Here is a 23,223-nt window from a genome sequence, read left to right as displayed (position 1 = left end):
AACACCACCCCTTGTGGAGCAACTGGCTACGACCGGAAATTCATCGGGTAAAAACGTATAAACACTCACTGCACGTTCTGTTTTGGACCTTACGGCCCAGCAAGGAACCTCTAAAAACTGGCGGAAAACGTCGGTTACCGATCGCCAGCCCCTAAGTCAGCTTTTAGAGATCCCCTTCCTTGGAATGTAAACCGGAAATAAGCTCGGCGTTACATCTAGTTCCATCGCCATTCAAGCTGGCAGGGGGTAAAGCCCCTGCCGCAGGAATCAGCTTAGGTCTCTGTTATGCCCCACGCTGCAGTAACATCGACTTGATATGACCAATTGCACGAGTCGGATTCAAGCCCTTAGGACAAACACTGACACAGTTCATAATACTGTGACAGCGGAAAACACTGAAAGCATCATCCAAAGAATCCAATCTTGCTGCCGTTTCTGTATCGCGGCTGTCAATCAGGAAGCGATAGGCTGCTAACAGACCTGCAGGGCCGATAAATTTATCCGGATTCCACCAGAACGACGGGCAAGACGTTGAACAACAAGCGCAGAGAATACACTCGTACAAGCCATCCAATTTTGCCCGATTTTCCGGTGACTGCAAATGCTCGCGAGCGGGTGGATTCGTACCATCATTCAGTAAAAACGGCTTAATTTTTTCATACTGAGTATAAAACTGCCCCATATCAACCACCAAGTCACGTACAACGGGTAACCCAGGTAGTGGACGGATCACTATCTTATTGTTGCCTTTACGCAACGATGAGATCGGCGTGATACAGGCCAAGCCATTCTTGCCATTCATATTGACGCCATCTGAGCCACAAACCCCTTCACGGCAAGAGCGGCGAAACGACAAGGTCGGATCTGTTTCTTTCAGTTGGATCAACGCATCCAGCAACATCATATCGCGCCCCTCTTCCGCTTCGAGGGTGTAATCCTGCATATGCGGGGCGTTATCAACATCCGGATTATAGCGATAGATAGAGAACTCGAGTTTCATCAGTCTGGCTCCGCAATTAGTAAGAACGCACTTTCGGCGGGAATGCTGCACGCAGTTTCGGCTGCATGTTCACTTCACGGCGCGTCATGCTTTCAGAGTGCGGCAGATAGAGCGAATGACACAACCAGTTGTTATCGTCCCGATCCGGGAAGTCAAAGCGGCTATGCGCACCACGGCTCTCAGTACGGAAATTGGCTGAAACCGCAGTAGAATAAGCCGTCTCCATCAGGTTATCCAACTCCAGGCACTCAATACGCTGGGTATTGAATTCGCTAGATGTATCATCCAACCGGGCATTCTTCAGGCGTTCACGTAGCACATTCAACTCTGCCAACCCTTTCGCCATAGCATCACCTTCACGGAACACCGAGAAATTATTCTGCATACAGGATTGCAACGCTTTACGGATTTCAACCGGATCTTCACCAGATTGGGTATTGTTCCAACGGTTCAAACGCTCTAGCGAGGCTTCAACATCGGATTCACTGGCATCGCGGCTTTCGCCCTGCTCAGCCAAGGACTCTTGCAGATGCATACCCGCAGCACGGCCAAACACCACCAGGTCCAGTAATGAGTTGCCACCGAGGCGGTTGGCACCGTGTACTGAGACACAGGCAATTTCACCCACAGCGAACAAACCAGGCACCACGACATCTTCACCCTTTTCATTGACTGTTAACGCTTGGCCAGTAACTTTGGTTGGAATGCCACCCATCATATAGTGGCAAGTTGGGATCACTGGGATAGGTTCTTTCACTGGATCGACATGGGCGAACGTACGAGACAGCTCTAAAATGCCCGGCAGACGTGATTCCAGAACCTCTTTGCCCAGGTGGTCCAACTTCAACTTGGCATGTGGCCCCCACGGACCATCACAACCGCGCCCTTCCCGGATTTCGATCATAATCGAACGGGCTACTACGTCGCGTCCTGCCAAGTCTTTGGCGTTGGGCGCATAGCGTTCCATAAAACGCTCACCGTGTTTGTTCAGCAGGTAGCCACCCTCACCACGGCATCCTTCGGTAACCAGCACACCCGCCCCGGCAATACCTGTTGGGTGGAACTGCCACATTTCCATATCCTGCACCGGTACACCGGCACGCAGTGCCATACCAACACCATCACCGGTGTTAATGTGAGCGTTGGTGGTGGATTGATAGATACGCCCGGCACCGCCCGTCGCCAAGATAGTTGCTTTGGCTTTGAAGTACACTACTTCACCGGTTTCGATACAGATAGCGGTGGTACCTACCACGGCACCATCCTGATTTTTAACCAGGTCCAGAGCGTACCATTCAGAGAAAATAGTGGTGTGGTTTTTCAGATTTTGTTGGTACAGCGTATGCAGCAACGCATGACCGGTACGGTCTGCGGCGGCGGCGGTACGAGCAGCCTGCTCACCGCCAAAATTCAATGACTGCCCGCCAAATGGGCGCTGATAAATACGGCCATCATCCAGACGTGAGAATGGCAACCCCATATGTTCCAGCTCCAGAATCGCTTCTGGACCGGTTTTACACATATACTCGATGGCGTCCTGATCACCAATATAATCAGAACCTTTCACCGTATCGTACATGTGCCATTCCCAGTTATCTTCATGGTTGTTACCCAAGGCTACGGTAATACCACCTTGAGCCGATACCGTGTGGGAACGGGTCGGAAAGACCTTTGAAAGCAGAGCACAGGTTGAGCCTGCTTGGGAAATCTGCAATGCCGCGCGCATACCTGCACCACCGGCACCAATAACAACAGCGTCAAACTCTCTGACTGGCAGTTTCATTTAAGCTCCCCACACGACGATGGTTCCGTACAGTAAATAAACCAGCAAAACCACAACAATAGCCAGTTGCAGTACCAGGCGTAACGCCAACGGCTTGATATAATCAGTCAGCACCTGCCACATTCCCACCCAGGCATGTACCAGAACCGACAATAATGTCAGCACGGTGAACACCTTGGTGATGGAACTGGCAAAGAAACCGCGCCAGACTTCATAGGTTATCGCTGGGGCGGTGATAAAAAAGCCCAGGATATAGAGAACATACAGGGTAATGACAATGGCAGAAGCACGCAGTAATAACCAGTCGTGTACGCCGTTACGCCCTAATGCAGAAACATTGTTTACCATAGGAGGACTCCAGCCAGAATTGACAGCACAACCGTCAACACGAACGCCACTTGGGCTGAACGTATACCGGTGGCTAAATTCTCTTCGATACAGCCAAAATCCATTAACAAGTGACGAATGCCACCGCAAATGTGATAGGCCAATGCAGTGAGGATCCCCCAGAAGATGAATTTCACGAAGAAGCTATTCATAATGGCAGCCGCTTGCAGGAATCCCTCTTGAGAATAGAGTGAAATGCCCAGCAGCCAGAGGAGAATACCTACGGCAACGAAAGTAATTACGCCAGAGACTCGGTGTAAGATGGACGCTATCGCAGTTACAGGAAACTGAATCGTTTGCAGATCAAGATTGACAGGTCTTTGTTTTTTCACATTTAGGCCCACACAGCTCTCATTATCTTCCTTCCTCCGGGCCTGGACAAGGTTCAGACAGCATCAAGGGTAACAAGCCCCTATACGTCAAATGGTTAAGCATCACTATCCTTTATGCTCAAACCATACGTACTTATACCCACCACATTGATACCTAGCTGCAACTTTAAATACGGGGTATATAACGCTGGGTGCTCCTACTTCAGGGTAACCCGGAGACCTGGCGGCAGTATAGGAGGTTCACATTCCCATTACAATTCCAATACAATAGCTTTAGTAACATTTCCCTCGAACAGTGATTCAGCTCACGATTATCACATTCTGTACAAAATTAATTATCTGATTTGACAATGAATCAACATCTAAATTACAAATAGTGTAAAAATCGAACCTGCGATGACTGAGAGAACCTGCAGAGACGCTTTCCTTGATGCATAAGATATGCAACAGTGAATCATCATGCTGCGCATCGGACGACGACTCGGTGCTCTACCTGCACATTTGCGTAGTGGCTCACAGAGTTAGCATTGTCAGCACTTTATTGTGAGCTACTGGCAGAGATTTAAGGTATTTCAGTAATTAAAGGTTTTTAAATTAAAGCGCTAAGGAGACGGTAAATGACTGATAAGAAAGCGACGCTTAACATCAATAATGGCAAAGATCCGATCGAACTGGGTATACTCACCCCCACGCTGGGCCCCGATGTTCTTGACGTTCGCACGCTGGGCTCTAAAGGTTATTTCACCTTTGATCCCGGTTTTACCTCTACCGCTTCTTGTGAATCGAAAATAACCTTTATCGATGGCGATAAGGGCATTTTGCTGCACCGTGGCTTCCCGATTGAACAGTTGGCAAAAGAGTCCACCTATCTGGAAGTGTGCTATATCCTGCTTTATGGTGAAGCACCAACCGCAGAACAACTCGAAACCTTCATCACCACGGTAACTCGCCACACCATGATCCACGATCAGATCACTCATCTGTTCAGAGGGTTCCGCCGTGACTCACACCCAATGGCGGTGCTCTGTGGGGTAACCGGGGCATTAGCCGCGTTCTATCACGATGCGCTGGATGTTAACAACGAACGCCATCGTGAAATCACCGCATTCCGCTTACTATCAAAAATGCCAACCGTGGCGGCGATGTGTTACAAGTATTCTATCGGGCAACCCTTTGTTTACCCACGTAACGATCTCTCTTATTCCGCCAATTTCCTGCGTATGATGTTTGCTACCCCTTGTGAGGATTATGTGGTGAACCCGGTGCTGGAACGTGCCATGGACCGCATTCTTATCCTGCATGCTGACCACGAGCAAAACGCCTCCACCTCAACGGTGCGTACGGCAGGTTCCTCGGGCGCTAACCCGTTTGCCTGTATCGCGGCAGGTATTGCTTCCCTATGGGGACCGGCACACGGTGGTGCTAACGAAGCGGCACTGAAAATGCTGGAAGAGATCAAAACCGTTGAGCATATTCCAGAGTTTATCAAGCGTGCCAAAGATAAAAACGACTCTTTCCGTCTGATGGGCTTTGGCCACCGGGTGTACAAAAATTACGATCCGCGTGCCACCGTAATGCGTGAAACCTGCCATGAAGTGTTAAAAGAGTTGAACAGGAAAGATGACAATCTGCTAGAAGTGGCAATGGAGCTGGAACATATCGCGCTGAACGACCCCTACTTTATTGAGAAGAAACTCTACCCGAATGTTGATTTCTACTCAGGGATTATCTTGAAAGCGATGGGGATCCCTTCCTCAATGTTTACCGTTATCTTCGCTATTGCCCGGACCATCGGCTGGATCGCTCACTGGAACGAAATGCACGATGAAGGCATTAAGATCGCCCGTCCGCGCCAGTTGTATACCGGTTATACCGAACGGCAGTTTAAGCCTCAGGTAAAATAAAAAGCCATGAAAATGAGCCTCAGCAATGAGGCTCATTATTTATTGCTTATGGGTAAACCAACATCACAAGTGTATCAATAACCTCAATGTATTGTGCCGCCAGCCACTTTCAAATCCTGCTCCACGCGCAGCGTCAGGGAAATAGCCAATTTCAGTGCGGCCAAGACCGTTTCAGCGGCCATACTCGGTTGCCCTGGGTGATGTGCGGCTTGTTCTGGCAGGTAAGGGATATGAATAAACCCGCCCTTGATTTGCGGTTGGCTGCTTAAACGATGTAACAGGCCATACATCACATGATTACAAACATAAGTACCCGCAGTTTGTGATACCGAAGCAGGAATACCGGCCTGCCGCAACGCATTGACTATCGCCTTGATCGGCAAAGTACTGAAATAGGCCGCCGGGCCATGTTCAACAATCGCCTGGTCAATCGGCTGCTGACCCTGATTATCGGCAATGCGCGCGTCATCAACGTTGATCGCCACCCGCTCAACGCTAATATCGCTGCGCCCTCCGGCCTGACCAATTGCTAATACGCGTTGAGGCTGCAGTTCATCAATGGCCGCATTCAGCACTGTTAACGCCTCACCAAATACACAAGGTAATTGGCGTGCAATAATCTGTGCCCCGGCTATTTGCAATCCATCAAGCTGCTTGACCACTTCCCAGGACGGATTCACCTGCTCGCCACCGAAGGGTTCAAAACCTGTAATCAATACCTTTTGCATACCTTGATTCTCCTACAGGAACATCAGGAAATAGAGCAGGAATACGTTAACCAGCAGCAACGCCAGCCCGGTGGGGACCTGCGCCTTGATCACCGCATTCTTATCCGGTAATTCCAGTAACGCGGCGGGAACAATGTTAAAGTTGGCTGCCATAGGCGTCATCAAGGTGCCGCAATAACCAGAGAACATCCCAATTGCCGCCATCACCGCCGGATCCCCGCCATGTTGCAGTACCAAAATTGGAATACCAATCCCTGCGGTAACAATGGGGAAAGCCGCAAAGGCGTTACCCATCACCATGGTCAGCAGTGCCATGCCAATGGCGTACACTGCCACCGCGACAAAACGGTTATCCACCACCAGATATTCTTGGGTCAGATGGGAAATGGCGGTGCCGACCCCGGCGGTGGTAAATAACAAACCAAGCGTCGCCAAGATCTGCGGTAAAATAAAGGCCCAACCAATGGAGTCCAGCAGACGACGCGCTTCCTGCACCGGTTGCAATACCTTCTCGTGGGTCATTTTCACCGCAATAATCAGCCCCAACAGGCAGCCAACGGCCATCGAAAACAAGGTAATCAAGGTAGAATGATTACCACTGCCAAATAACGCATTTTGCAATGCCGGAATATTGCTAAACAGCAATACGCCAATCACAGTGCCCACAGGGATCACCAGGGCCGGAATAAACAGCCGATTCCCCAAGCGCTGGGCACTGGCTTCACGTTCCTGCTGGCTACGCTGATGATAACTGCCGAGGCGCACGCCACCAAAACCGGCGATCAAGGCCATCAGCACCACCAGCCCACCCACCACCATATTCAGTTGGCGTTTGGCTTCAGCACCAGTACCAAATAGCCCGTAGGTCCAGTCACCCACCAGAAAGATCAGCCCGTATAACCCCCAGAACAACCCGGTAGTAACGCGACGAGGATTGGCCCTGTCACGCCATGACATCACCGCGACGGCCAACAACACCACGCCGGCCAGCCAGTAAAGATATTGTTGCTGGAAAATCATTGTTTACCTCCCTTCGCCTGCATGGCTGCCTGGTTAAGTTTGTTCAGTTCAGCGGTTAACTGCTTGTCCATGCGGTGCAAACGGAAGGCGTGGATCAGGAAAGCAAAAATAGCCGTTGGGATCCCCCACAGCGCAATATGCAACGGTTCGGTCTGAATCCCCGCCGATTCCTGCATAAAGTTATGCATAAAGATAATTGCACCGAAAGCGACAAAAATATCTTCGCCAAAAAATAGCCCCACGTTATCCGTTGCGGCAGACATAGCACGTAACCGATAGCGTACAGAGTCAGGCAGGTCGCCGTAACGGTTTTCCGTCGCCCCTTCAGCCATCGGTGCCAACAAGGGACGCACCATCTGGGGGTGCCCCCCTAGGCTGGTCAACCCCATTGCTGCCGTCACTTCACGGGCAAACAGGTAAACAATCAGCAAACGCCCGGCGGTGGCACTCTTGATTTTGGCAATCCACGCCTGAGCATGCTCCTTCAAGCCATGGCGCTCTAGCAAGCCAATGACCGCCAACGGTAACAGCAGGATCAGGGGTAAATTGCGTGTATTAAGAAAGCCTTCGCCAAGCTTTTCCAAAATGGTTGCCAACGGCATCATTGCCGCCAGCCCGGTGATAATACCGGCGACAATCACCACCAATACTGGGTTAAAACGCAAAAAAAATCCTACCACAATGACGGCAATACCGATCAGTGGCCAGAGATTGACAACTTGTTGCATAGCAAAGTCCCCCTTTTCCCTTCAGCCTTCCAAGCGATAGCTCAAAAATGCGTCGGGGTAATATGTGATTAGCTAAATAGTGGTTATTTTTATTGCGCGCTAACACTTATCTGATGCGCAGCAAAAAGCTCACGCAGTTTATGCGCGTAAACCAGTGCATGTTCACCATCACCGTGCAGACAAACGGTTTCCGCCTGAACCTCAACCCAACTGCCTTGCGCGGTACGCACCCGCTGATGGCGCACCATCTCCAGCGTTTGTGCCAACGCCTGTTGCTCATCAGTAATCAATGCGCCGGGTTGCCCACGCGGCACCAGCGTGCCATCAGCCTGATAACCGCGATCAGCAAATACCTCTTGGCGCGTTACCAACCCCAGTTTTTTACCCGCCCGGATCAACTCGCTGCCCGCTAACCCCACCAGGCACAATTTGGGGTCCACCGCTAATACAGCGCGGGCAATCGCGTCAGCCAATGCAGGCTCTATAGCCGCCTGGTTATATAACATGCCATGCGGTTTTACATGAACCATGCGCCCGCCCTCCGTATGAGCAATCGCCGCCAACGCTCCCAACTGATACACCACCTGGGCGTAAACGGTTTCTGCTGGTAACTGCATCGGCGTGCGGCCAAAGTTTTCCCGGTCAGGAAAACTGGGATGAGCGCCAATAGCAACACCATACTGCAATGCCCAACGCACCGACTGACGCATGGTTTGCGCATCACCAGCATGAAAACCACAGGCGATATTCGCGGAACTCACCAACTGCAGTAATGCCTGATCATGAGCGCCGCCCTCCCCCAAATCAGCATTTAAGTCGATGTTCATTTAACCCCCAGGCAATTTGTTGAACATAGTGATCTTGCTCGGCTTTGGCGTGTTGTGCTGCGGCCAGCGTACAAGGTGTAAAGTGGATCACATCCCCCAAACGGGTTTGCGCTAAATGGTAGAGATCGGCCTCAATCACGCAGGCAATACGCGGGTATCCCCCGGTGGTTTGAGCATCCGCCATCAACACGATGGGCTGACCACTGTGCGGAACCTGAATCACCCCCGGTAATAAACCATGGGACAGCATTTCACGCTCGGTGGTCCGCGTTAGGGCATTACCACCATGCAGGCGATAGCCCATTCGGTTACTTTGCGGGCTGAGTTGCCATGGGGTACGCCAAAAATCCTCTTGTGCCGCAGGGCTAAACTCATCATATTCCGGGCCCGGTATAGCGCGAACCCGGTTACTGAACAGTAATTGTTTCACGCCAACGCTACGGGTGGGGGCCGCTTGAGGTTGGCCTAAAGGTAAGATATCGCCATCTTTCAACTGGCGCCCTTGCCAACCACCAAAACCGGCAGTGAGATCCGTGCTGCGCGACCCCAACATACCAGGGACATCAATGCCGCCAGAAATAGCCAGATAACTACGCATGCCATATTTAGGCGTTTTCAACGTCAGCCGTTGACCCTTTTTCACCGGATAACACCAGCCGGTCCATAACGATTTACCGTCCAGGTGAGCATCACAACCCGCCCCGGTCAACGCTATCCAGCCATCACGGGTCAATTCAGCGCTGAACTGCCCTAAGGTAATTTCCAGCCCAGCGGTTTCCGGCGCATTCCCCACCAACAGATTGGCAATTTTCAGCGCGGGTATATCAAGCGCGCCCCCTTGGCTGATGCCTAACCGACGGAAACCATTACGCCCTAAATCCTGCACGGTGGTGTAGATACCGGCTCGCGAGATCTTCAACATACCCCCTCCTTCTGTGGTACAAAACGCACATTATCACCAGGGCGCAATAGCGTCGGTGGCATTTCATGGGGATTAAACAGCGCCAGTGGCGTGCGGCCAATCAATTGCCATCCCCCAGGGGTCACAAGGGGATAGATGCCGGTTTGCCCGCCACCAATACCCACTGACCCAGCAGCCACCGACAAGCGAGGAACCGCCCGGCGCGGTGTTGCCAACCGTTCTGGCATCCCCCCCAGATAAGTAAAACCGGGTTGGAACCCGAGAAAATAGACCACATAAGTCACTGAGGAGTGGCATTCCACCACCTGGCGCATAGTCAGGCCAGTGTGCTGTGCCACCTCCGCCAGATCCGGACCATACTCACCACCATAAACCACCGGAATATCCACCTCACGGGACTCCGGCACCAGACACTCCTTCTCTTCCCACCCCTGACGTAATAACGCCAGCATTGCTTCGGCATCGGCCTGTGGCGTATACAGTAACAACATCAGGTTATTCATCCCCGGGACCACTTCCCGCACATCCTGATGGTGGTTCAGTTTTTCTGCCAACGCCCAAATACGCTGCTGGCTCTGCAGCGTCACCGGGGGTGCCAATTCAAGCACTACAGCGCGTTCCCCTAGCAGGTAATATCGTGCTCGTTGCACCTTAATCTCCTTATCCCCAGCATTTTTCCAGCATAAAACCGCCCGCCTATCACTTACAATGCTTAGGGAGTTAATGACTTACAAAACTTGACAGTTATGCGCGAGCAGAGGCTGGCTGTCAATATGCCAGTGGTCACTCAAGCTGCGGGGTATTGGCACTTTGAGTGAATGGGGATATCAACGCACAGCATATTGAACAGGGGCATATTGCCCCTAACCGGTTGTCAGGCAGGATTGGGGATATCAATAAAGCGAACATCAAAACCGTGCTGTTGTGCCAACCACTCACCCAGCGCCTTGATGCCCACCCGTTCAGTGGCATGATGACCCGCAGCAAAAAAGTGGATACCCATCTCCCGGGCGGTATGAATGGTTTGTTCAGACACTTCACCACTGATAAAGGCATCAGCACCAAACTGTGCAGCGCTGTCGATAAACCCTTGGCCACCACCAGTACACCAGGCCACACTACGGATAAGTTGTGGTGCATGATCACCACAGTGCAATATTGCCCGGCCAAGGCGAGTTTCCAGCCGCTGTTGCAGCTCACTTGCGCTTAACGGCGGTTCAAATTCACCGTATGGCACTAACGGCTCTATTTGACCCCGTTCCCGAATACCTAACAATTGAGCCAACTGGGCGTTATTGCCCAATGTAGGATGGGCATCCAACGGCAAGTGATAACCATACAGATTGATGTCATGGCTCAGTAAGGTTTTCAGCCGGTTGCGTTTCATGCCACGCACCGCTGGCGCTTCGTTTTTCCAGAAATAGCCATGATGCACAATAACCGCATCAGCTTGCTGTTCCACTGCTGCATCCAGCAACGCCTGGCAAGCGGTGACCCCGGTGACAATGCGCTGCACTTGTGAACGCCCTTCTACCTGCAGGCCATTCGGCGCATAATCTTGAAACGCCGCACAATTGAGCTCAGTGTTGAGCAGATTTTCCAGATCCAGGTTATGCATATCATTCTCACTTTTGGTTATAGCCAAATTACCCAAGATTAGAGCATATTGGTTGGGTTAAAGAAAAATATCCTCACCAATTAATTGATCCGTATACTGGTGAATTCAGTCAGGGAGCATTTGGACGCCATCATGCAACAAACACGGAAAACGATCGCTGTACCACGCTATAAACCCACCAATAACTCGCAACCTGTCGTCAATCACTGTCGGTGTTTATTCAAATGAATACAGCAAGTTACTATTTCAAACTAACGCTACCGGTGATGTTGGGCTATATCCCTTTAGGGATGGTTTTTGGCTTCCTGATGTCCACTGAGGGGATACCATGGTACTTTGCACCGCTATTCAGCCTGTTGGTGTTTGCTGGTGCCATTCAGTTTCTGGCTATTCCCATGGTACTGGCGGCCAACTCGTTACTCGATATCGCTATCGCGACGTTATTGGTCAACTTCCGCCACCTGTTTTATGGCATGTCCCTGATCAACCTGATGCCTGACACCTGGTTAAAAAAACTCTATTTCATCTTCTGCATTACTGACGAAAGTTACTCCCTGCTCACCAGTTATAAGACGCTTAACAAGCGAGAAGCCTTGATTATCGTCATGCTGAATCATGGTTACTGGGTGCTGGGTACAGTGTTGGGAATCATGCTGGCGGATCAGATCCCGCCGATCGCTGGTCTGGATTTTTCTTTAACTGCGCTGTTTATCGTGCTTTTTATTGAGCAACTAAAAAACAATTTCTCGTTCAGTGCGTTAGTTATCGCCGGTGGCAGTTGCTTGTTTGCCTGGCTATTTTTCCCCGATACTTTCCTGATTTGCGCCAGTTTGTGCGCCTTGGTGATGTTCTATCTGCAGTACAAAATTACCGAAAGAAACGGAGTGATACTCAGTGAGTAATTATTATATTTTGTCAGTGATCCTGGTGATGGGGATAGTGACCTTCTTGCTGCGCGCGCTGCCTTTCGCGTTTGAAAAAAAATTAACCATGAATGGCTTTGCCATTTATATTCGACAGCGCTTCCCACTGGTGATGATGTTTATTCTGGTGATTTACTCATCCGGCATGATTAAAATGCACCAGATCCAGCAAAGCATACATTTTATTATCCCGGCGTTGCTTATCACCGCAGTACACCTGATGCTACGTAATGTGCTGCTGAGTATCACGCTTGGCGTGTTGTCCTATGTTTTAATCCTTCATTTCTGGCCTTAACACTCTGGCCTTAACACCTGCGTCCCTTGGCTTTTCGCTGCCTCAAAGCGGGCCAAGGTATTCAATCTGGCCTGCTGATGATCGACTATCGGTTGCGGGTAGTCCAACACCACCCGTTGCTTTTGTGCCCAACGATGGGGGTGGTGGATCTCACTGTCGGGTACCTGTGCCAGCTCTGGGAGCCATTTACGGATAAAAACACCTTGGGGATCAAAACGTTTCCCCTGCGTGGTCGGGTTAAAGATGCGGAAATAGGGTGCAGCATCGGTTCCTGTTGATGCCGCCCACTGCCAACCACCATTATTGGCCGCCAGGTCACCATCCAACAATTGCGACATAAAATAACGTTCACCAGCACGCCAGTCGATCAACAGATCTTTAACCAGAAAACTGGCGCTGACCATCCGTAACCGGTTATGCATCCACCCCGTTTGATTAAGCTGACGCATAGCGGCATCCACAATCGGATAACCGGTCAGGCCTTGCTGCCAAGCCTGTAACGCGGATGGGTTATCGCTCCAGCTCAGGTTATCGGTCCACGGGATAAAAGGACGATGTTGACATAACGCGGGATAGGCAACGATCAAATGGCGATAAAACTCCCGCCAGATCAATTCATTTAACCAACAAAAAGCGCCACTTTGCGGGTTTTCCAACACATCCGGGCACTCCACCCGCAAGCGGTTAAGACACTGACGCGGAGAGAGCACACCGATCACCAGATAAGGCGACAAATTGCTGGTGCCATTAATGGCGGGCAAGTCGCGCTGTTTAGCATAGTCAGACACTTGCTCACGGCAAAATGCACGTAACCTTTGTAGTGCTGCCTGTTCACCCACCGGATAGCCGTCACTCACCTCCTCAAAGGGATAATCAAACTTGTCAGGCAGCGTAAACTGGCATGCAGGCCCCCGTGAGGAGGGGGCTGGTAATACCGTGGTTTCCGACGCCAGCAGCCGCTGAATAAAGGTATGACGAAATGGGGTGAAAACCTGATACATCTCGCCCTTAGCGGTTTGCACACTACCGGGCGGCAGTAACAGGCTGTCATCAAAACCATGACAACTCACCTGCCCTTGCAATGCTTGTTCAACCCCGCTATCGCGCTGGCGTTCATTGAACTCATATTGGCGGTTATAAAACAGGGCTGAAACTTGTTGCTGCTGGCAAAACTCCACCAGCCACTGTGCCGACTCAGCAAAATTACCGCATTGGTGGCAAACCAGTTCTATCCCCCGAGCCCCCAGCACCTGCTGCAGTTGCCGTAGATGGGCGTGAATAAAAGCCGCCTGACGCGGGGACATATTGTGTTGCCGCCACTGTTGCGGTGTCGCGATATACAGCGCCATCACCCGCGCTTGTGGATCAGCGCAGGCGGCATACAGAGCTTTATTGTCGGTAATGCGCAGATCATTGCGCAACCAAACCAGATGCGTGGTCATCACACTCCTTGCTTATTAGTGGCCATAACGCAGGCGCAGTGCTTCTGGGTAAGGATCAAAATAGCGCTGCTGTGCCAGATAGCTATCAGGAAATTCAGCCATATAGTGTTTCAACAGCGTTATTGGTGCCAGCAACGGCTGTACCCCCTGGCGATAGCGCTCAATCAACTGAGCCAATTCCTGGCGTTGCGCGGTATTAAGGTGCGGACGGAAATAGCCTTGCACATGCATCAGCACATTGGTGTGATTACGCCGGGTTGCCTTGTGTTGCAGTATCGCCATCAGGCGTTGGCGGTACTCCACAGCAAACTCCTCCAGTTTATCCCAGCGTTCAATCTCTGCCACAAAACGCCCTAACTCTCGGGAACCGGGCTGTGAATGTGCCAGTAATATCAGTTTATAACGGCTGTGATAGGCAATCAGGCCCCCACGGGTCAATCCCTGCCGCCATAATAGATTCAACTCATGTAGCGCAAACACCCGTTCGGCAAAGTTTTCCCGTAACTCGGCGTCATTCAAACGGCCATCTTCCTCTATCGGTAACCAAGGCATCTGGCGCAATAACTCAGCGGTAAACAGCCCCACGCCACTTTTACGCGCCCCTGCGCCATTTTCATCATAAACCTTGACTCGCTCCATCCCACAACTGGGGGATTTTGCACAGACAATATAACCACACAGATGGGTTAAGTTAGCGACACGCTGCTGTGAAAATTGCTGCATTTTGTCCGTGACATCCACCTGATGATCACTGCTATGACACAACAGAGTTTGTTGCTGTTTTTTAACCAAACGCAATGCCGGGCGGGGAGTAGGCATACCAATGGCCATTTCCGGGCAAATAGGCTCAAACTGCACATAGGGTGACAGTTGATCAATTGCAAACTCACAGCGCTTATGACCACCGTCAAACCGTACCGGATTACCCAGCAGGCAAGCACTGATACCGATAAGGATCTTGTCGCTCATGTTATCTCTCTCCCTAGCCAAAAAATGTTAATACCCATCGCCATTTAAAACAGCGATTTGAATGAGTGTGGATAGAGAAGTGTAGAAGAGTTCGGGCAAGAATACGAAATAGCAATCGCGCTGATGGTGATATTGTTATGTGCTGAAAGGCAAAAATAGCTGGGGAAGAAGGACCATCTCCCCTTTTCTGGGGTTAGGGGGAATGCCCCTCCCACTGCTAGAGAATTAAGACTGCCGAGGATTATCGGCCAGAACCCGTTGCCGGATCTGGTCAACATTAACGCTACTGATATAACGAGCAATATTTGGATAATAACTTTCGTGGTAACCGAATTGTGGCTGGCGCAACTCGGCTAATACCTCAGCTTTGCTGGCCTGTTCAAACACCAGGCGATACATGGCAACCACCAAGCCGGTGCGGTCACTCCCATGCCAGCAATGCACCAGTAGCGGTTTTTGAGCAAAACGGACTTCCCGCAAGGCGCTCACCACTTTGTCGTCATTGATCACTGCCGCATTGATCGGCACGCGGCGCAACACCAGATGGGTACCTTTGGCTTCACTGTCATCATCATTCCACTGGCGCAGGTTGAGTACGGTTTTGATCCCCTGCTGCTCAACGGCCTTCATCTGAGCTACGTCAGGCTGCGCTGAACGGTAGATTTCAGGTGAAACCTGGTGGAAGTTCAGTGGCAAAGCGGTATTCGCCAAGGCAGTGACGCTGCCAAAAAGTAAGACGCTGAACATCATGACGTTCAGCAACAGGCGTAGCCGCTGTGTCGCATGCGCCACAGGTGCCACTATCAGGGGTGGGGTTATCCAATTCATATTCTGTTGTTTATATTCCGTTCTTACTGGGCTTGGTCAGGCTGGCTGCCGCCGCATCACGTTTCAATGCTACCCAGTATGGGCCATTTGCTTACCCATGGGAATATCTTGGTTGGTATTGGTAAATTAAATTTTATAACGCAGTGCTAGTATATAACCGTGACCATTCAAGCTGTTGGCGCGTTGGCTGCAACTTAAATGAACCGGAGTCTACCTGCACTAAAGCCACCACAGAAATGACAACTAACGGCACACTGGATAATAAACAGCATTTTGCCAAGGTTGAAAATAATCGCCGACACTGAAAAGTGTTAGTAAAAATCAACCGGGGCGCTTTCAGCCTGTTGCAACCAGACGGGTTTATTACTGGTCTTTGACCATACGCGATGTAAATAGCTGTAAAAGCGGGCGCGATCATTACGGAACAACATCACCGGAAAGGCAAGAACACCCACCAGAATCACTGCACTACGGCGCAGGAAGATACGATGTAACGGATATGCGTGATAGTAAGACATACAAACTCCTTTAAAACAGCACCCTACGCTGTCAGAGCCGAGCGTGGGGGGAAAATTCAAACCAGATGAGTTAAAAACTGAGCAAAATAATACCGCAATATGTATAATCTTTCCACTCATCAGACCACTTAATGATCAAATAATCGCATCGACAGGCATTACTAAATCACGTTGTTACAGAACGGTTAATTTAATACGGCTTAAGTTAATTTTTAACTGCATATTTAAACCATTTTTATACTTTCTTTATATTTGGGTGCGCTATTTTTCAGTTTCTTTCCAGTATTCCGCCTAAACTTCGGCTATCAAAAATAACGCTTCTGGCGGTGTCCCGTGAGTTTCAGGGTTATTGGTGGCGCGTTGCTGGTTTTGCTCTGGCTAAATTGTGGGTGAATTCTGGCAAAGTGCAGCCCCAGAGTCAGTCGCTCAACCCTGTCTGGGGACACACTTACATTAAACACGGCGACTACTGGCAGACATGACCTTTATGCTGGCTCAGAGGTCATTTTATGGCCATCCTGCAAATGCACCATATCGATGTGGTCATCACCGCTCACCTGAAATGCCTGACCAAATCCTTTGACATATAACCCTTGTTCCGGGTGCAAGCGGAATAAAATAAAGTCGGTCATTTGGGCTAAGTCCACAATCCGTTCCCCATGACGCTGCTTGAGGGCGCTGACCACGATCGGCCACTGGGCACCATCCCGCGCCACTATGTCAGCCGTGACATCAAACGTTAAACGCTGACGGGCAAAAATTTCACGACTTTCAGCTTCATCAGCGATCATCATCATTGATGCCCGTGGCACTTGCTGCAAATTACGCGCATGACGGGCAATTTCTGAAATAAGCACATAATAATGGCCATCCACCAGCACAAAAGGCGCATAACTGACATTCGGCCTACCTGCGGTGTCCACCGTTGCCAACAGTACACATTGGCAGTCTTGACGAAATTGCTGAATTTCTGGCGCTAAACGGGTTTGCAAGCGTTCCTGACGAGGGGTAGTCATGGTGGATATCCTTCAGTATTAATTGGCTACTAAATAAGCAGTGAAATAAGAACAAAACAATGAGTGATCAAGCCATCGCCCATTGCTGACGTAAGGTATTAAAGCGGTCTATCTGTGCCGGGAACAGGCGACGTTGCGCATCACGCCCCAAGTAAATCTTAAATTGGCAACGGCCATCAGCAGCAAAGAACAACATGCTGTAACTGGCCTGCCCACGGAATGGTTTATCCAGCAACGCGATATGCGTGATAGACGATAACCGTAAATGCCCATGTAATCCTTCCGGTTCAGGGCTAGCGAGGTTGTAATAGCCATAGCCCATTTTCCCTGGGGGAAAGGCTCCTTTAAATTCAAAAATGCTGTCACCCGCCATCACAATCGTCGTCAATGGGCCCCATTCAGCAAGCTGCTCTAGCAATGGCTGGGCCTGCGAGCCCGCCAGGAAAGTGACGAGCGTTGCCGGTAAGGCCGCCACTAACTGATATTCCGTCACGGCAAAGCGCTGTGCCAACTCTTGGGTGGTTTTTCCCAACTCATCAGCACTTAGATTGGCTAACTGAACAGTTAACTCAGGGTTAGATATCGATTCAGTTGATATAACAGTCATCGCCATTCTCCATAGCAAGGCATAAAACACTTATTCTGCGCGGCCTAATACCCGCGCATCGGGACATCCTGCTTGAAATACTTACCATCAGAATGAGTATTTCAGGCTCACTTTGACATTGCGCCCTGCGGCATAAAGCTGACTAAAAGCGGGGCGATAATAGCGGTCAGTCAGGTTATCGACGGCAAAATCAAGTTGAACATCTTTCAATGCCGCTTGCTGTGGATGCCAAGTCGTATAGAGGTCAACCAGGGTATAACCGGGATACTGTTCCGTGACGTTGGCAGGTAGATCATCTTGAGTTTGATAGTGGCGTAGCGTGGCACCGGTTTTCAGGCTGTCGTTGAACCAGTGATAGCCCACATCTGCGACCCATTTACGAGCGGGAATATTTTGCAGGGCCTGACCACTCTGCCGGTCTTTACCCTCGGTTTGCGCGTAGCTCAAGGCGGTTTCCAGTGCTTGCCAACGATAACGTGCTGCAAGTTCAACCCCTTGCAAGCGGGCATTGCTCACATTGACGTATTGGGTGGTAGTGCGATTAACCTGCTGATCGATATAGTTACTGACCCGATTATGGAAATAGGTGGCATCAAAGGTCAGCGTGTCATGACCGAGCAAATCATCGAAGGTCATCTGGGCCGTTACGCTGCTGTTTTTAGCGGTTTCTGGGCGTAAATCAGGATTAGGCAGGAAACTGTTACACCCCATCGGCCCCATGCAGAAATGCGTGCCTCGGGTATACATTTCTTCCATTGATGGCGCACGAAATGCTTCATCGTAACGGGAGCTCAGCACCAACCAGTCACTGGCCTGCCAGCGTAATCCCACTGAGGGAGATAACCGTTGTTCGGTTCGTTGGCTGTCGGCAATGCTGTTATCACGGGTGGTATAATGATCGTAACGAACACCCGGTAACAAGTTCCAGTGTTGCGCCAATGGCAAATCGGCCTGCCAATAAGCACCGGTTACTTGGCTACGGCCATCTGGCGGTAATGGGCGGTTTTTCCCTTCACGTTCCCCTGTGGAGCGATCTTGGTAAAAATCGACACCATAAGTAAAAGCAGCACGCTCAATATGGCTATGATTGCTGAGATTAAACCCCACCGTCTGATAATCTACCGCATCATGCTGTTGCTGACGGATACGCCACTCATCGAAACGGGTCTGGTTGATATAGGCGGTAAGGCGGGCATCCAGCCAGTCATTGCTCTGCGGGTTAAGGTGATAATCCAGCGTAACATTGCGATCACGGCTGTGCTGATTGATCAAAGGGACTGAGGAACTGACATTTTCTGCCGGATTGCTGGGTGCCGTCTGATTATTTTCTGCCTGACGGGCGATCAACTCAATCCGTTGCGCCTCATCAAACTGCCAGCCGACTTTCACCATGCCCCCTTGATTGCGGTAGGCAGAATCACTCAGATGCTGGCCGTTGCCCAGCCTTAAATTAGCGGCATCGGCATAATAACCATTCAGCAAGAAATCAACGGAATCCCCCAGCAAACCATACACACCTGCACTGGTTTTAGTTTCATTATTTGCCCCGGCATAACCCTGCTTCAGGTAACCACCAAAGGGATTGTCAGTGAGTAAATCAGCCGCTGATAATGTGCGTTGTGCCACCACACCGCCAAGCGCCCCACTCCCCCATAACGATCCGCCAGGCCCTTTAATCACTTCAATGCTAGCCAGCAGTTCAGGGTCCATCAGATAACTGTTGCGATGACCCGACTGGGTATTTTGGCGTACACCATCAATGACCTGCAAAATACGATTGCCATCCAACCCGCGGATCACCGGGGACTGGGCATTGGCACGCGGCCCGCCGGTGACATCGACATTCGGGATATGTTGCAAGACTTCAGCCACACTACTGGCTTGCTGGCGGGTGATCTGCGCACGATCAACCACCGCCACCGAGCGTGTTTCCTGTGATAACGCTTTACGTTCACGGGTTGCTGTCACCACCACTTCATCCAGGTCACTGGCTGATTCCGACGGCAGTAGATTCTCAGCTGATGTCAACGCAGGAAAAGCCAGCGATGACAGCAAACACCACCGCACGGCATGGTGTCTAGTTGAACGTTTCTGCTTATAGGCACCAGCAGAACGGGACTTGGGCCAATATTGCGCCATGATGATGTCCTTATAAAAAACGTCGGAATCAAAATACCAACGGAGTAAATGAGTGAGTTAATCACTCAACCTTGGGCCGAAATCCTACTTTAAATGATAATGCGAATGCAAATGATTTTCATTTGATCTTATTAAGAGAGATAAGATATAGTCCGTGCTAATTGTTGGTCAGATGAAATGCAGAGACATCATCATGTTGCTTGTTACTCTTAACGCCGAGCAAAAGCGCTTGCTAGTTATCAGCACTGTCTGTTTCAGTGCTCATCTGGCGCTGTTACTGTCGGCCTCCCCCGTTGCGCATAGCCATGCGGAGGCGCTGACATTAACCCCCGCACCGGCTTACAGCTTAAGAGTCAAGCTGACGAACTTGCCCGCCAGCACACCGTTAGACACCACCGCGCAGGTGCCACCGGTGAATGAATCTGTGACAGAAAGTGCCCCACCGCTGGCAAAGAAAACCGAGCAGGGCAAATCGGTTGCAGAACCGGTTCGCTCAATAGCCAAGCAGAAAAATACGGCAAAAGAAAAGGCTGACATCACCGTCAATGAGGGCGTAATCACAAAAAACAGAGCAAGACCTGCCGCACCTTCCAGCGACTCTGCAAGTCCCTCAATTGCGGCCAAAACAGCATCTGCCAAACCAGCCTCTACCGAACCCGCAATAAACACACCGCCAACTGCGACCAAGCCAAGTGGTTCATCCCAGCCAATACTCAGCCAAGCCACAAACAGCCATGATGCAGCACCACGCTTTCGGCACCCCCCTGAGCCCCCGATTTATCCCGCCGCCGCACGTCAGCGGAAGCAGGAGGGAACGGCCATTATTGAAGTCGAACTCAGTGCCTCTGGTAACGCAGAACGTATTTCGCTGGTACGCAGCAGTGGCTTTCCTTTATTGGACCGTGCCGCACTCCAGGCGGTTAAACGCTGGCAATTTTTACCCAAACAAATCGACGGCGTTGGTATGGCACACCAAGTGCGCATTCCAGTGCGTTTCCAATTAACTTAACCAACTGATGTAGCAGGATAATCAATATGATCTTTTCTCAGCTTGAGCAACAGCTAGGGGCGATGACATGGCCTTTGCTCATCTGCTCTTTTGTCACCAGTGTGATCCTGCTTGACCGGGTTTGGCGCTTATTGCTGATCAGCCGTTTGCAACGTCATGCATTGCATCAGCAACTGGCACTTAACCGCCCGGTGGAAGAAAGCACGCTGCAAGCCTTATCCGGCAATTACCGGCGTTCGCTGCTGTGGCAAGGTATTTACCTGTTGATTAATCACCGTCGTACCGGAAAAGCATTACGGGAGGAGATTGCCGGGTTGTGGTTACAGCAGCAACGTAAGCAATTAACCCATGGCATTAAAATTTTGTCGTTAATGGGGGCAGTCAGCCCATTATTAGGTTTGCTGGGGACCATTTTAGGTCTGATTCAGATGTTCCAGGATCTCAGTACCAGCATCCAGCCTGTTACACCGGCATTACTTGCCAATGGGCTCGGTATCGCCATGTATACCACTGCGGCGGGTTTGTTTATTGCGTTGCCTGCACTGATTGGCGCGCATCTGCTCACGGCCTGGGTGGACCGCATCATGCACACCACCGAGCTGGAAATGAATCACTATAATTTGTGGCTGAACGGGATTACCCTGCACGGGGAGTCAATGGCATGATTCGCTCTCATACCCCCCAGCAACAAAACCCCATCGCCATTGATCTGACCGCCTTGTTGGACATCATTTTTATCGTTCTGGTGTTTCTGTTGCTGACGGCCAATATGCCATTACGCCAGATGAATATCGATCTGCCCCAGGTGGATAATGCCCAACCTGCCACGGCACCCGCCAGTCACACCATGACCTTAAATCTGTTTGCTGACCCACCTTACTGGGGTATTGATGAACAGCGTTACAGCGACTGGGATCAGTTTCGCTCACAAATTACCACTCTCGCCGCCTCGTCAACGGCACGGCCTGAAATCGTGATTATCACCGACCGTAATGCACGTAATGAAAATTTATTAAATCTGCTCAATCTATTACAGCAGCAACAAATTCCAGCCGCCCATATCTTAACCAAAGGCACACCATGAGACATTCACTGATTTTAATCATAACCTTCGTTTTCAGCAGTTCACTTTATGCCCAGCGCTTGATCACCGCCGGACCGGCGATCACTGAAATTGTGGTGGCGCTAGGGGCACAACAAGAAATTGTCGGCACCGATAACAGCAGCGTGTTACCCAAAGAAGTCTCCGCCGCTAAACTCGGTTATATCCGCCAGTTGCCGGCAGAAGGTATTCTGGCACTACGCCCTGACCTATTGATTGGCAGTAGCGAAATGGCCCCGACTTCCACGCTGGACAGCGTCCGCCAGGCGGGCGTGACCGTCACGGTGTTACCAGACAGTGACAACATTGATGGTGTTCTGTCTAACATTGATCTGATTGCCCTGCAGATCAATCAGCCCGCAGCGGGTGAACGCCTGCACCAACAGACCCAACAACAACTCAACACCCTGAAAGCAAGGGCCCAACAACTGGCCGATAAAAAGCAGCCACGGGTTATTTTCCTGCTGATTCATGAAGGGCGCCCGGCAATGATCGCCGGTCAGGGCAGTACTGCTAATACGTTAATCACGCTGGCAGGCGGGGTGAATCCGGCTCATCACCTGCGCAATTACCAGACCATTTCCGCTGAAAACTTACTGCAGATGCAGCCGGATGTGATTTTAATCAGTGCGCGCCATGGCAACCACGGTGCCACGGAGGTGTTCAAACACTATCCGCTGCTGGAAGCGACTCCTGCCGGAAAAAATAAAAATGTCATGCTCGTCAATGGTAAAGCCTTATTGGGTGGCGCGGGGCTGAGTACCATTGATGAAGCCCAGCGTCTGCAAGAGCAATTACTGCAAGTGGTCGGGGCACAATAATGCGTCGCGCCTCTACTCCACTGTTGTTACTGGCAGGATTGGCGCTGCTCGTGGTGATACTGTTTGTCACGTTATTGTATGGCCCGGTGGTGCTCCCTCTGAAAGATGCCCTACAGGCGTTACTGCCCTCCGGTACTGAAAATGAGATGGCAACGCTGATCGTACAAAACATCCGCCTGCCGCGGGCACTCTTAGCCATCAGCGTCGGGGCATTACTGGCACTCTGTGGTGCCGTTCTGCAAGGCTTGTTTCGTAATCCGTTAGCGGATCCGGGCATTATTGGGGTCAGTGGTGGGGCCGCGCTG

Annotated in this window: 26 protein-coding genes; 8 read left to right on the top strand and 18 right to left on the bottom strand. The window is 50.8% G+C overall.

Features of this window, described 5'->3' with window-relative positions; translation table 11 throughout:
* Positions 1 to 283: 283 nt before the first annotated feature.
* The 4 genes from IO95_RS00870 to sdhC are packed head-to-tail and all read right to left on the bottom strand — an operon-like array spanning position 284 to position 3,514.
* On the bottom strand, positions 284 to 1,000 hold the full coding sequence (locus IO95_RS00870; RefSeq protein WP_023489829.1) for a succinate dehydrogenase iron-sulfur subunit: 717 nt from the start codon (positions 998 to 1,000) through the stop codon (positions 284 to 286).
* A gap of 16 nt (positions 1,001 to 1,016) precedes the next feature.
* Positions 1,017 to 2,783: a succinate dehydrogenase flavoprotein subunit gene (gene sdhA, locus IO95_RS00865; RefSeq protein WP_023489830.1), complete on the bottom strand. Its 1,767-nt coding sequence runs from the start codon at positions 2,781 to 2,783 to the stop codon at positions 1,017 to 1,019.
* Entirely contained in the window at positions 2,784 to 3,131 is a 348-nt protein-coding gene (sdhD, locus tag IO95_RS00860; protein WP_023489831.1) for a succinate dehydrogenase membrane anchor subunit, read from the bottom strand. It lies immediately after the preceding gene.
* Positions 3,125 to 3,514 carry a succinate dehydrogenase cytochrome b556 subunit gene (gene sdhC / locus IO95_RS00855; RefSeq protein WP_037383366.1) on the bottom strand — a complete coding sequence of 130 codons (390 nt, stop codon included), beginning with the start codon at positions 3,512 to 3,514 and terminating at the stop codon, positions 3,125 to 3,127. Before sdhC ends, sdhD begins: the two co-directional genes overlap by 7 nt.
* Before the next feature lie 605 nt (positions 3,515 to 4,119).
* Here sdhC and IO95_RS00850 point away from each other — a divergent pair.
* Positions 4,120 to 5,406, top strand: a complete 1,287-nt coding sequence (locus IO95_RS00850) for a citrate synthase (RefSeq protein WP_023490662.1) — start codon at positions 4,120 to 4,122, stop codon at positions 5,404 to 5,406.
* A gap of 83 nt (positions 5,407 to 5,489) precedes the next feature.
* Here IO95_RS00850 and pcp read toward each other — a convergent pair whose 3' ends face one another.
* From pcp to IO95_RS00815, 7 genes are all read right to left on the bottom strand, one after another.
* Entirely contained in the window at positions 5,490 to 6,134 is a 645-nt protein-coding gene (pcp, locus tag IO95_RS00845; RefSeq protein WP_023490661.1) for a pyroglutamyl-peptidase I, read from the bottom strand.
* 12 nt (positions 6,135 to 6,146) lie between these two features.
* Complete coding sequence (locus tag IO95_RS00840) at positions 6,147 to 7,154, bottom strand: DUF979 domain-containing protein (protein ID WP_023490660.1); 1,008 nt, start codon at positions 7,152 to 7,154, stop codon at positions 6,147 to 6,149.
* Complete coding sequence (locus tag IO95_RS00835; protein WP_023490659.1) at positions 7,151 to 7,882, bottom strand: DUF969 domain-containing protein; 732 nt, start codon at positions 7,880 to 7,882, stop codon at positions 7,151 to 7,153. The genes IO95_RS00840 and IO95_RS00835 overlap by 4 nt, the downstream gene beginning before the upstream one ends.
* An 89-nt stretch (positions 7,883 to 7,971) precedes the next feature.
* Positions 7,972 to 8,709 (bottom strand): 5-oxoprolinase subunit PxpA, encoded by a 738-nt coding sequence (gene pxpA / locus IO95_RS00830; RefSeq protein ID WP_023490658.1) that lies wholly within the window; start codon positions 8,707 to 8,709, stop codon positions 7,972 to 7,974.
* Complete coding sequence (gene pxpC, locus IO95_RS00825; protein ID WP_023490657.1) at positions 8,687 to 9,631, bottom strand: 5-oxoprolinase subunit PxpC; 945 nt, start codon at positions 9,629 to 9,631, stop codon at positions 8,687 to 8,689. Before pxpC ends, pxpA begins: the two co-directional genes overlap by 23 nt.
* Positions 9,625 to 10,281, bottom strand: a complete 657-nt coding sequence (pxpB, locus tag IO95_RS00820) for a 5-oxoprolinase subunit PxpB (RefSeq protein WP_023490656.1) — start codon at positions 10,279 to 10,281, stop codon at positions 9,625 to 9,627. The genes pxpC and pxpB overlap by 7 nt, the downstream gene beginning before the upstream one ends.
* A gap of 224 nt (positions 10,282 to 10,505) precedes the next feature.
* Positions 10,506 to 11,249 (bottom strand): type 2 GTP cyclohydrolase I, encoded by a 744-nt coding sequence (locus tag IO95_RS00815; RefSeq protein WP_023490655.1) that lies wholly within the window; start codon positions 11,247 to 11,249, stop codon positions 10,506 to 10,508.
* Positions 11,250 to 11,473: 224 nt separating this feature from the next.
* On the opposite strand from IO95_RS00815, the gene IO95_RS00810 reads away from it, so the two are divergent.
* Both IO95_RS00810 and IO95_RS00805 read left to right on the top strand, forming a co-directional pair.
* Entirely contained in the window at positions 11,474 to 12,151 is a 678-nt protein-coding gene (locus IO95_RS00810) for an AzlC family ABC transporter permease (protein ID WP_023490654.1), read from the top strand.
* A complete protein-coding gene (locus IO95_RS00805; protein ID WP_023490653.1) occupies positions 12,144 to 12,467 on the top strand; it encodes a branched-chain amino acid transporter permease in 324 nt (107 codons plus the stop codon). Before IO95_RS00810 ends, IO95_RS00805 begins: the two co-directional genes overlap by 8 nt.
* Here IO95_RS00805 and phrB read toward each other — a convergent pair.
* From phrB to IO95_RS00770, 7 genes are all read right to left on the bottom strand, one after another.
* On the bottom strand, positions 12,464 to 13,909 hold the full coding sequence (gene phrB, locus IO95_RS00800) for a deoxyribodipyrimidine photo-lyase (protein WP_023490652.1): 1,446 nt from the start codon (positions 13,907 to 13,909) through the stop codon (positions 12,464 to 12,466). The genes IO95_RS00805 and phrB overlap by 4 nt on opposite strands.
* A gap of 15 nt (positions 13,910 to 13,924) precedes the next feature.
* Complete coding sequence (locus IO95_RS00795; protein WP_023490651.1) at positions 13,925 to 14,878, bottom strand: 2-thiouracil desulfurase family protein; 954 nt, start codon at positions 14,876 to 14,878, stop codon at positions 13,925 to 13,927.
* Positions 14,879 to 15,103: 225 nt separating this feature from the next.
* Positions 15,104 to 15,706 (bottom strand): tyrosine-protein phosphatase, encoded by a 603-nt coding sequence (locus tag IO95_RS00790; RefSeq protein WP_023490650.1) that lies wholly within the window; start codon positions 15,704 to 15,706, stop codon positions 15,104 to 15,106.
* A 311-nt stretch (positions 15,707 to 16,017) separates the two neighbouring features.
* Positions 16,018 to 16,224 carry a YbfA family protein gene (locus IO95_RS00785; protein WP_023490649.1) on the bottom strand — a complete coding sequence of 69 codons (207 nt, stop codon included), beginning with the start codon at positions 16,222 to 16,224 and terminating at the stop codon, positions 16,018 to 16,020.
* Positions 16,225 to 16,709: 485 nt separating this feature from the next.
* Positions 16,710 to 17,240: a heme utilization protein HutZ gene (gene hutZ / locus IO95_RS00780; protein WP_023490648.1), complete on the bottom strand. Its 531-nt coding sequence runs from the start codon at positions 17,238 to 17,240 to the stop codon at positions 16,710 to 16,712.
* 67 nt (positions 17,241 to 17,307) lie between these two features.
* Positions 17,308 to 17,847 carry a heme utilization cystosolic carrier protein HutX gene (gene hutX / locus IO95_RS00775; protein ID WP_023490647.1) on the bottom strand — a complete coding sequence of 180 codons (540 nt, stop codon included), beginning with the start codon at positions 17,845 to 17,847 and terminating at the stop codon, positions 17,308 to 17,310.
* Between the two features lie 87 nt (positions 17,848 to 17,934).
* The gene (locus IO95_RS00770; RefSeq protein WP_023490646.1) at positions 17,935 to 19,986 is read right to left on the bottom strand and encodes a TonB-dependent hemoglobin/transferrin/lactoferrin family receptor; all 2,052 of its coding nucleotides are present in this window, start codon (positions 19,984 to 19,986) and stop codon (positions 17,935 to 17,937) included.
* Positions 19,987 to 20,179: 193 nt separating this feature from the next.
* Between IO95_RS00770 and IO95_RS23390 the strand changes: the two genes are divergently transcribed.
* The 5 genes from IO95_RS23390 to IO95_RS00745 all read left to right on the top strand — a co-directional run.
* A complete protein-coding gene (locus tag IO95_RS23390) occupies positions 20,180 to 20,995 on the top strand; it encodes an energy transducer TonB (protein WP_023490645.1) in 816 nt (271 codons plus the stop codon).
* Between the two features lie 26 nt (positions 20,996 to 21,021).
* Positions 21,022 to 21,660, top strand: coding sequence for a MotA/TolQ/ExbB proton channel family protein (locus IO95_RS00760; RefSeq protein ID WP_023490644.1), 639 nt, complete (start codon positions 21,022 to 21,024; stop codon positions 21,658 to 21,660).
* Positions 21,657 to 22,079, top strand: coding sequence for a biopolymer transporter ExbD (locus IO95_RS00755; protein ID WP_023490643.1), 423 nt, complete (start codon positions 21,657 to 21,659; stop codon positions 22,077 to 22,079). The genes IO95_RS00760 and IO95_RS00755 overlap by 4 nt, the downstream gene beginning before the upstream one ends.
* Positions 22,076 to 22,918 (top strand): hemin ABC transporter substrate-binding protein, encoded by an 843-nt coding sequence (locus IO95_RS00750; RefSeq protein WP_023490642.1) that lies wholly within the window; start codon positions 22,076 to 22,078, stop codon positions 22,916 to 22,918. Before IO95_RS00755 ends, IO95_RS00750 begins: the two co-directional genes overlap by 4 nt.
* On the top strand, positions 22,918 to 23,223 hold a 306-nt coding region (locus tag IO95_RS00745), incomplete at its 3' end, for an iron chelate uptake ABC transporter family permease subunit (protein ID WP_037383358.1). The genes IO95_RS00750 and IO95_RS00745, both read left to right, overlap by 1 nt.

Source organism: Serratia sp. DD3 (assembly GCF_000496755.2).
The sequence above is the reverse complement of the archived record's forward strand: the minus strand, read 5'-3'. Positions and strand labels throughout refer to the sequence as shown.

Excerpts from the sequence above, each read along its gene's own strand:
- IO95_RS00870 (WP_023489829.1), bottom strand. The coding sequence starts at position 1,000 with ATGAAACTCGAGTTCTCTATCTATCGCTATAATCCGGATGTTGATAAC.
- sdhA (WP_023489830.1), bottom strand. The coding sequence starts at position 2,783 with ATGAAACTGCCAGTCAGAGAGTTTGACGCTGTTGTTATTGGTGCCGGT.
- sdhD (WP_023489831.1), bottom strand. The coding sequence starts at position 3,131 with ATGGTAAACAATGTTTCTGCATTAGGGCGTAACGGCGTACACGACTGG.
- IO95_RS00850 (WP_023490662.1), top strand. The coding sequence starts at position 4,120 with ATGACTGATAAGAAAGCGACGCTTAACATCAATAATGGCAAAGATCCG.
- pcp (WP_023490661.1), bottom strand. The coding sequence starts at position 6,134 with ATGCAAAAGGTATTGATTACAGGTTTTGAACCCTTCGGTGGCGAGCAG.
- IO95_RS00840 (WP_023490660.1), bottom strand. The coding sequence starts at position 7,154 with ATGATTTTCCAGCAACAATATCTTTACTGGCTGGCCGGCGTGGTGTTG.
- IO95_RS00835 (WP_023490659.1), bottom strand. The coding sequence starts at position 7,882 with ATGCAACAAGTTGTCAATCTCTGGCCACTGATCGGTATTGCCGTCATT.
- pxpA (WP_023490658.1), bottom strand. The coding sequence starts at position 8,709 with ATGAACATCGACTTAAATGCTGATTTGGGGGAGGGCGGCGCTCATGAT.
- pxpC (WP_023490657.1), bottom strand. The coding sequence starts at position 9,631 with ATGTTGAAGATCTCGCGAGCCGGTATCTACACCACCGTGCAGGATTTA.
- IO95_RS00815 (WP_023490655.1), bottom strand. The coding sequence starts at position 11,249 with ATGCATAACCTGGATCTGGAAAATCTGCTCAACACTGAGCTCAATTGT.
- IO95_RS00810 (WP_023490654.1), top strand. The coding sequence starts at position 11,474 with ATGAATACAGCAAGTTACTATTTCAAACTAACGCTACCGGTGATGTTG.
- phrB (WP_023490652.1), bottom strand. The coding sequence starts at position 13,909 with ATGACCACGCATCTGGTTTGGTTGCGCAATGATCTGCGCATTACCGAC.
- IO95_RS00795 (WP_023490651.1), bottom strand. The coding sequence starts at position 14,878 with ATGAGCGACAAGATCCTTATCGGTATCAGTGCTTGCCTGCTGGGTAAT.
- IO95_RS00790 (WP_023490650.1), bottom strand. The coding sequence starts at position 15,706 with ATGAATTGGATAACCCCACCCCTGATAGTGGCACCTGTGGCGCATGCG.
- IO95_RS00785 (WP_023490649.1), bottom strand. The coding sequence starts at position 16,224 with ATGTCTTACTATCACGCATATCCGTTACATCGTATCTTCCTGCGCCGT.
- hutZ (WP_023490648.1), bottom strand. The coding sequence starts at position 17,240 with ATGACTACCCCTCGTCAGGAACGCTTGCAAACCCGTTTAGCGCCAGAA.
- hutX (WP_023490647.1), bottom strand. The coding sequence starts at position 17,847 with ATGACTGTTATATCAACTGAATCGATATCTAACCCTGAGTTAACTGTT.
- IO95_RS00770 (WP_023490646.1), bottom strand. The coding sequence starts at position 19,986 with ATGGCGCAATATTGGCCCAAGTCCCGTTCTGCTGGTGCCTATAAGCAG.
- IO95_RS23390 (WP_023490645.1), top strand. The coding sequence starts at position 20,180 with ATGTTGCTTGTTACTCTTAACGCCGAGCAAAAGCGCTTGCTAGTTATC.
- IO95_RS00760 (WP_023490644.1), top strand. The coding sequence starts at position 21,022 with ATGATCTTTTCTCAGCTTGAGCAACAGCTAGGGGCGATGACATGGCCT.
- IO95_RS00755 (WP_023490643.1), top strand. The coding sequence starts at position 21,657 with ATGATTCGCTCTCATACCCCCCAGCAACAAAACCCCATCGCCATTGAT.
- IO95_RS00750 (WP_023490642.1), top strand. The coding sequence starts at position 22,076 with ATGAGACATTCACTGATTTTAATCATAACCTTCGTTTTCAGCAGTTCA.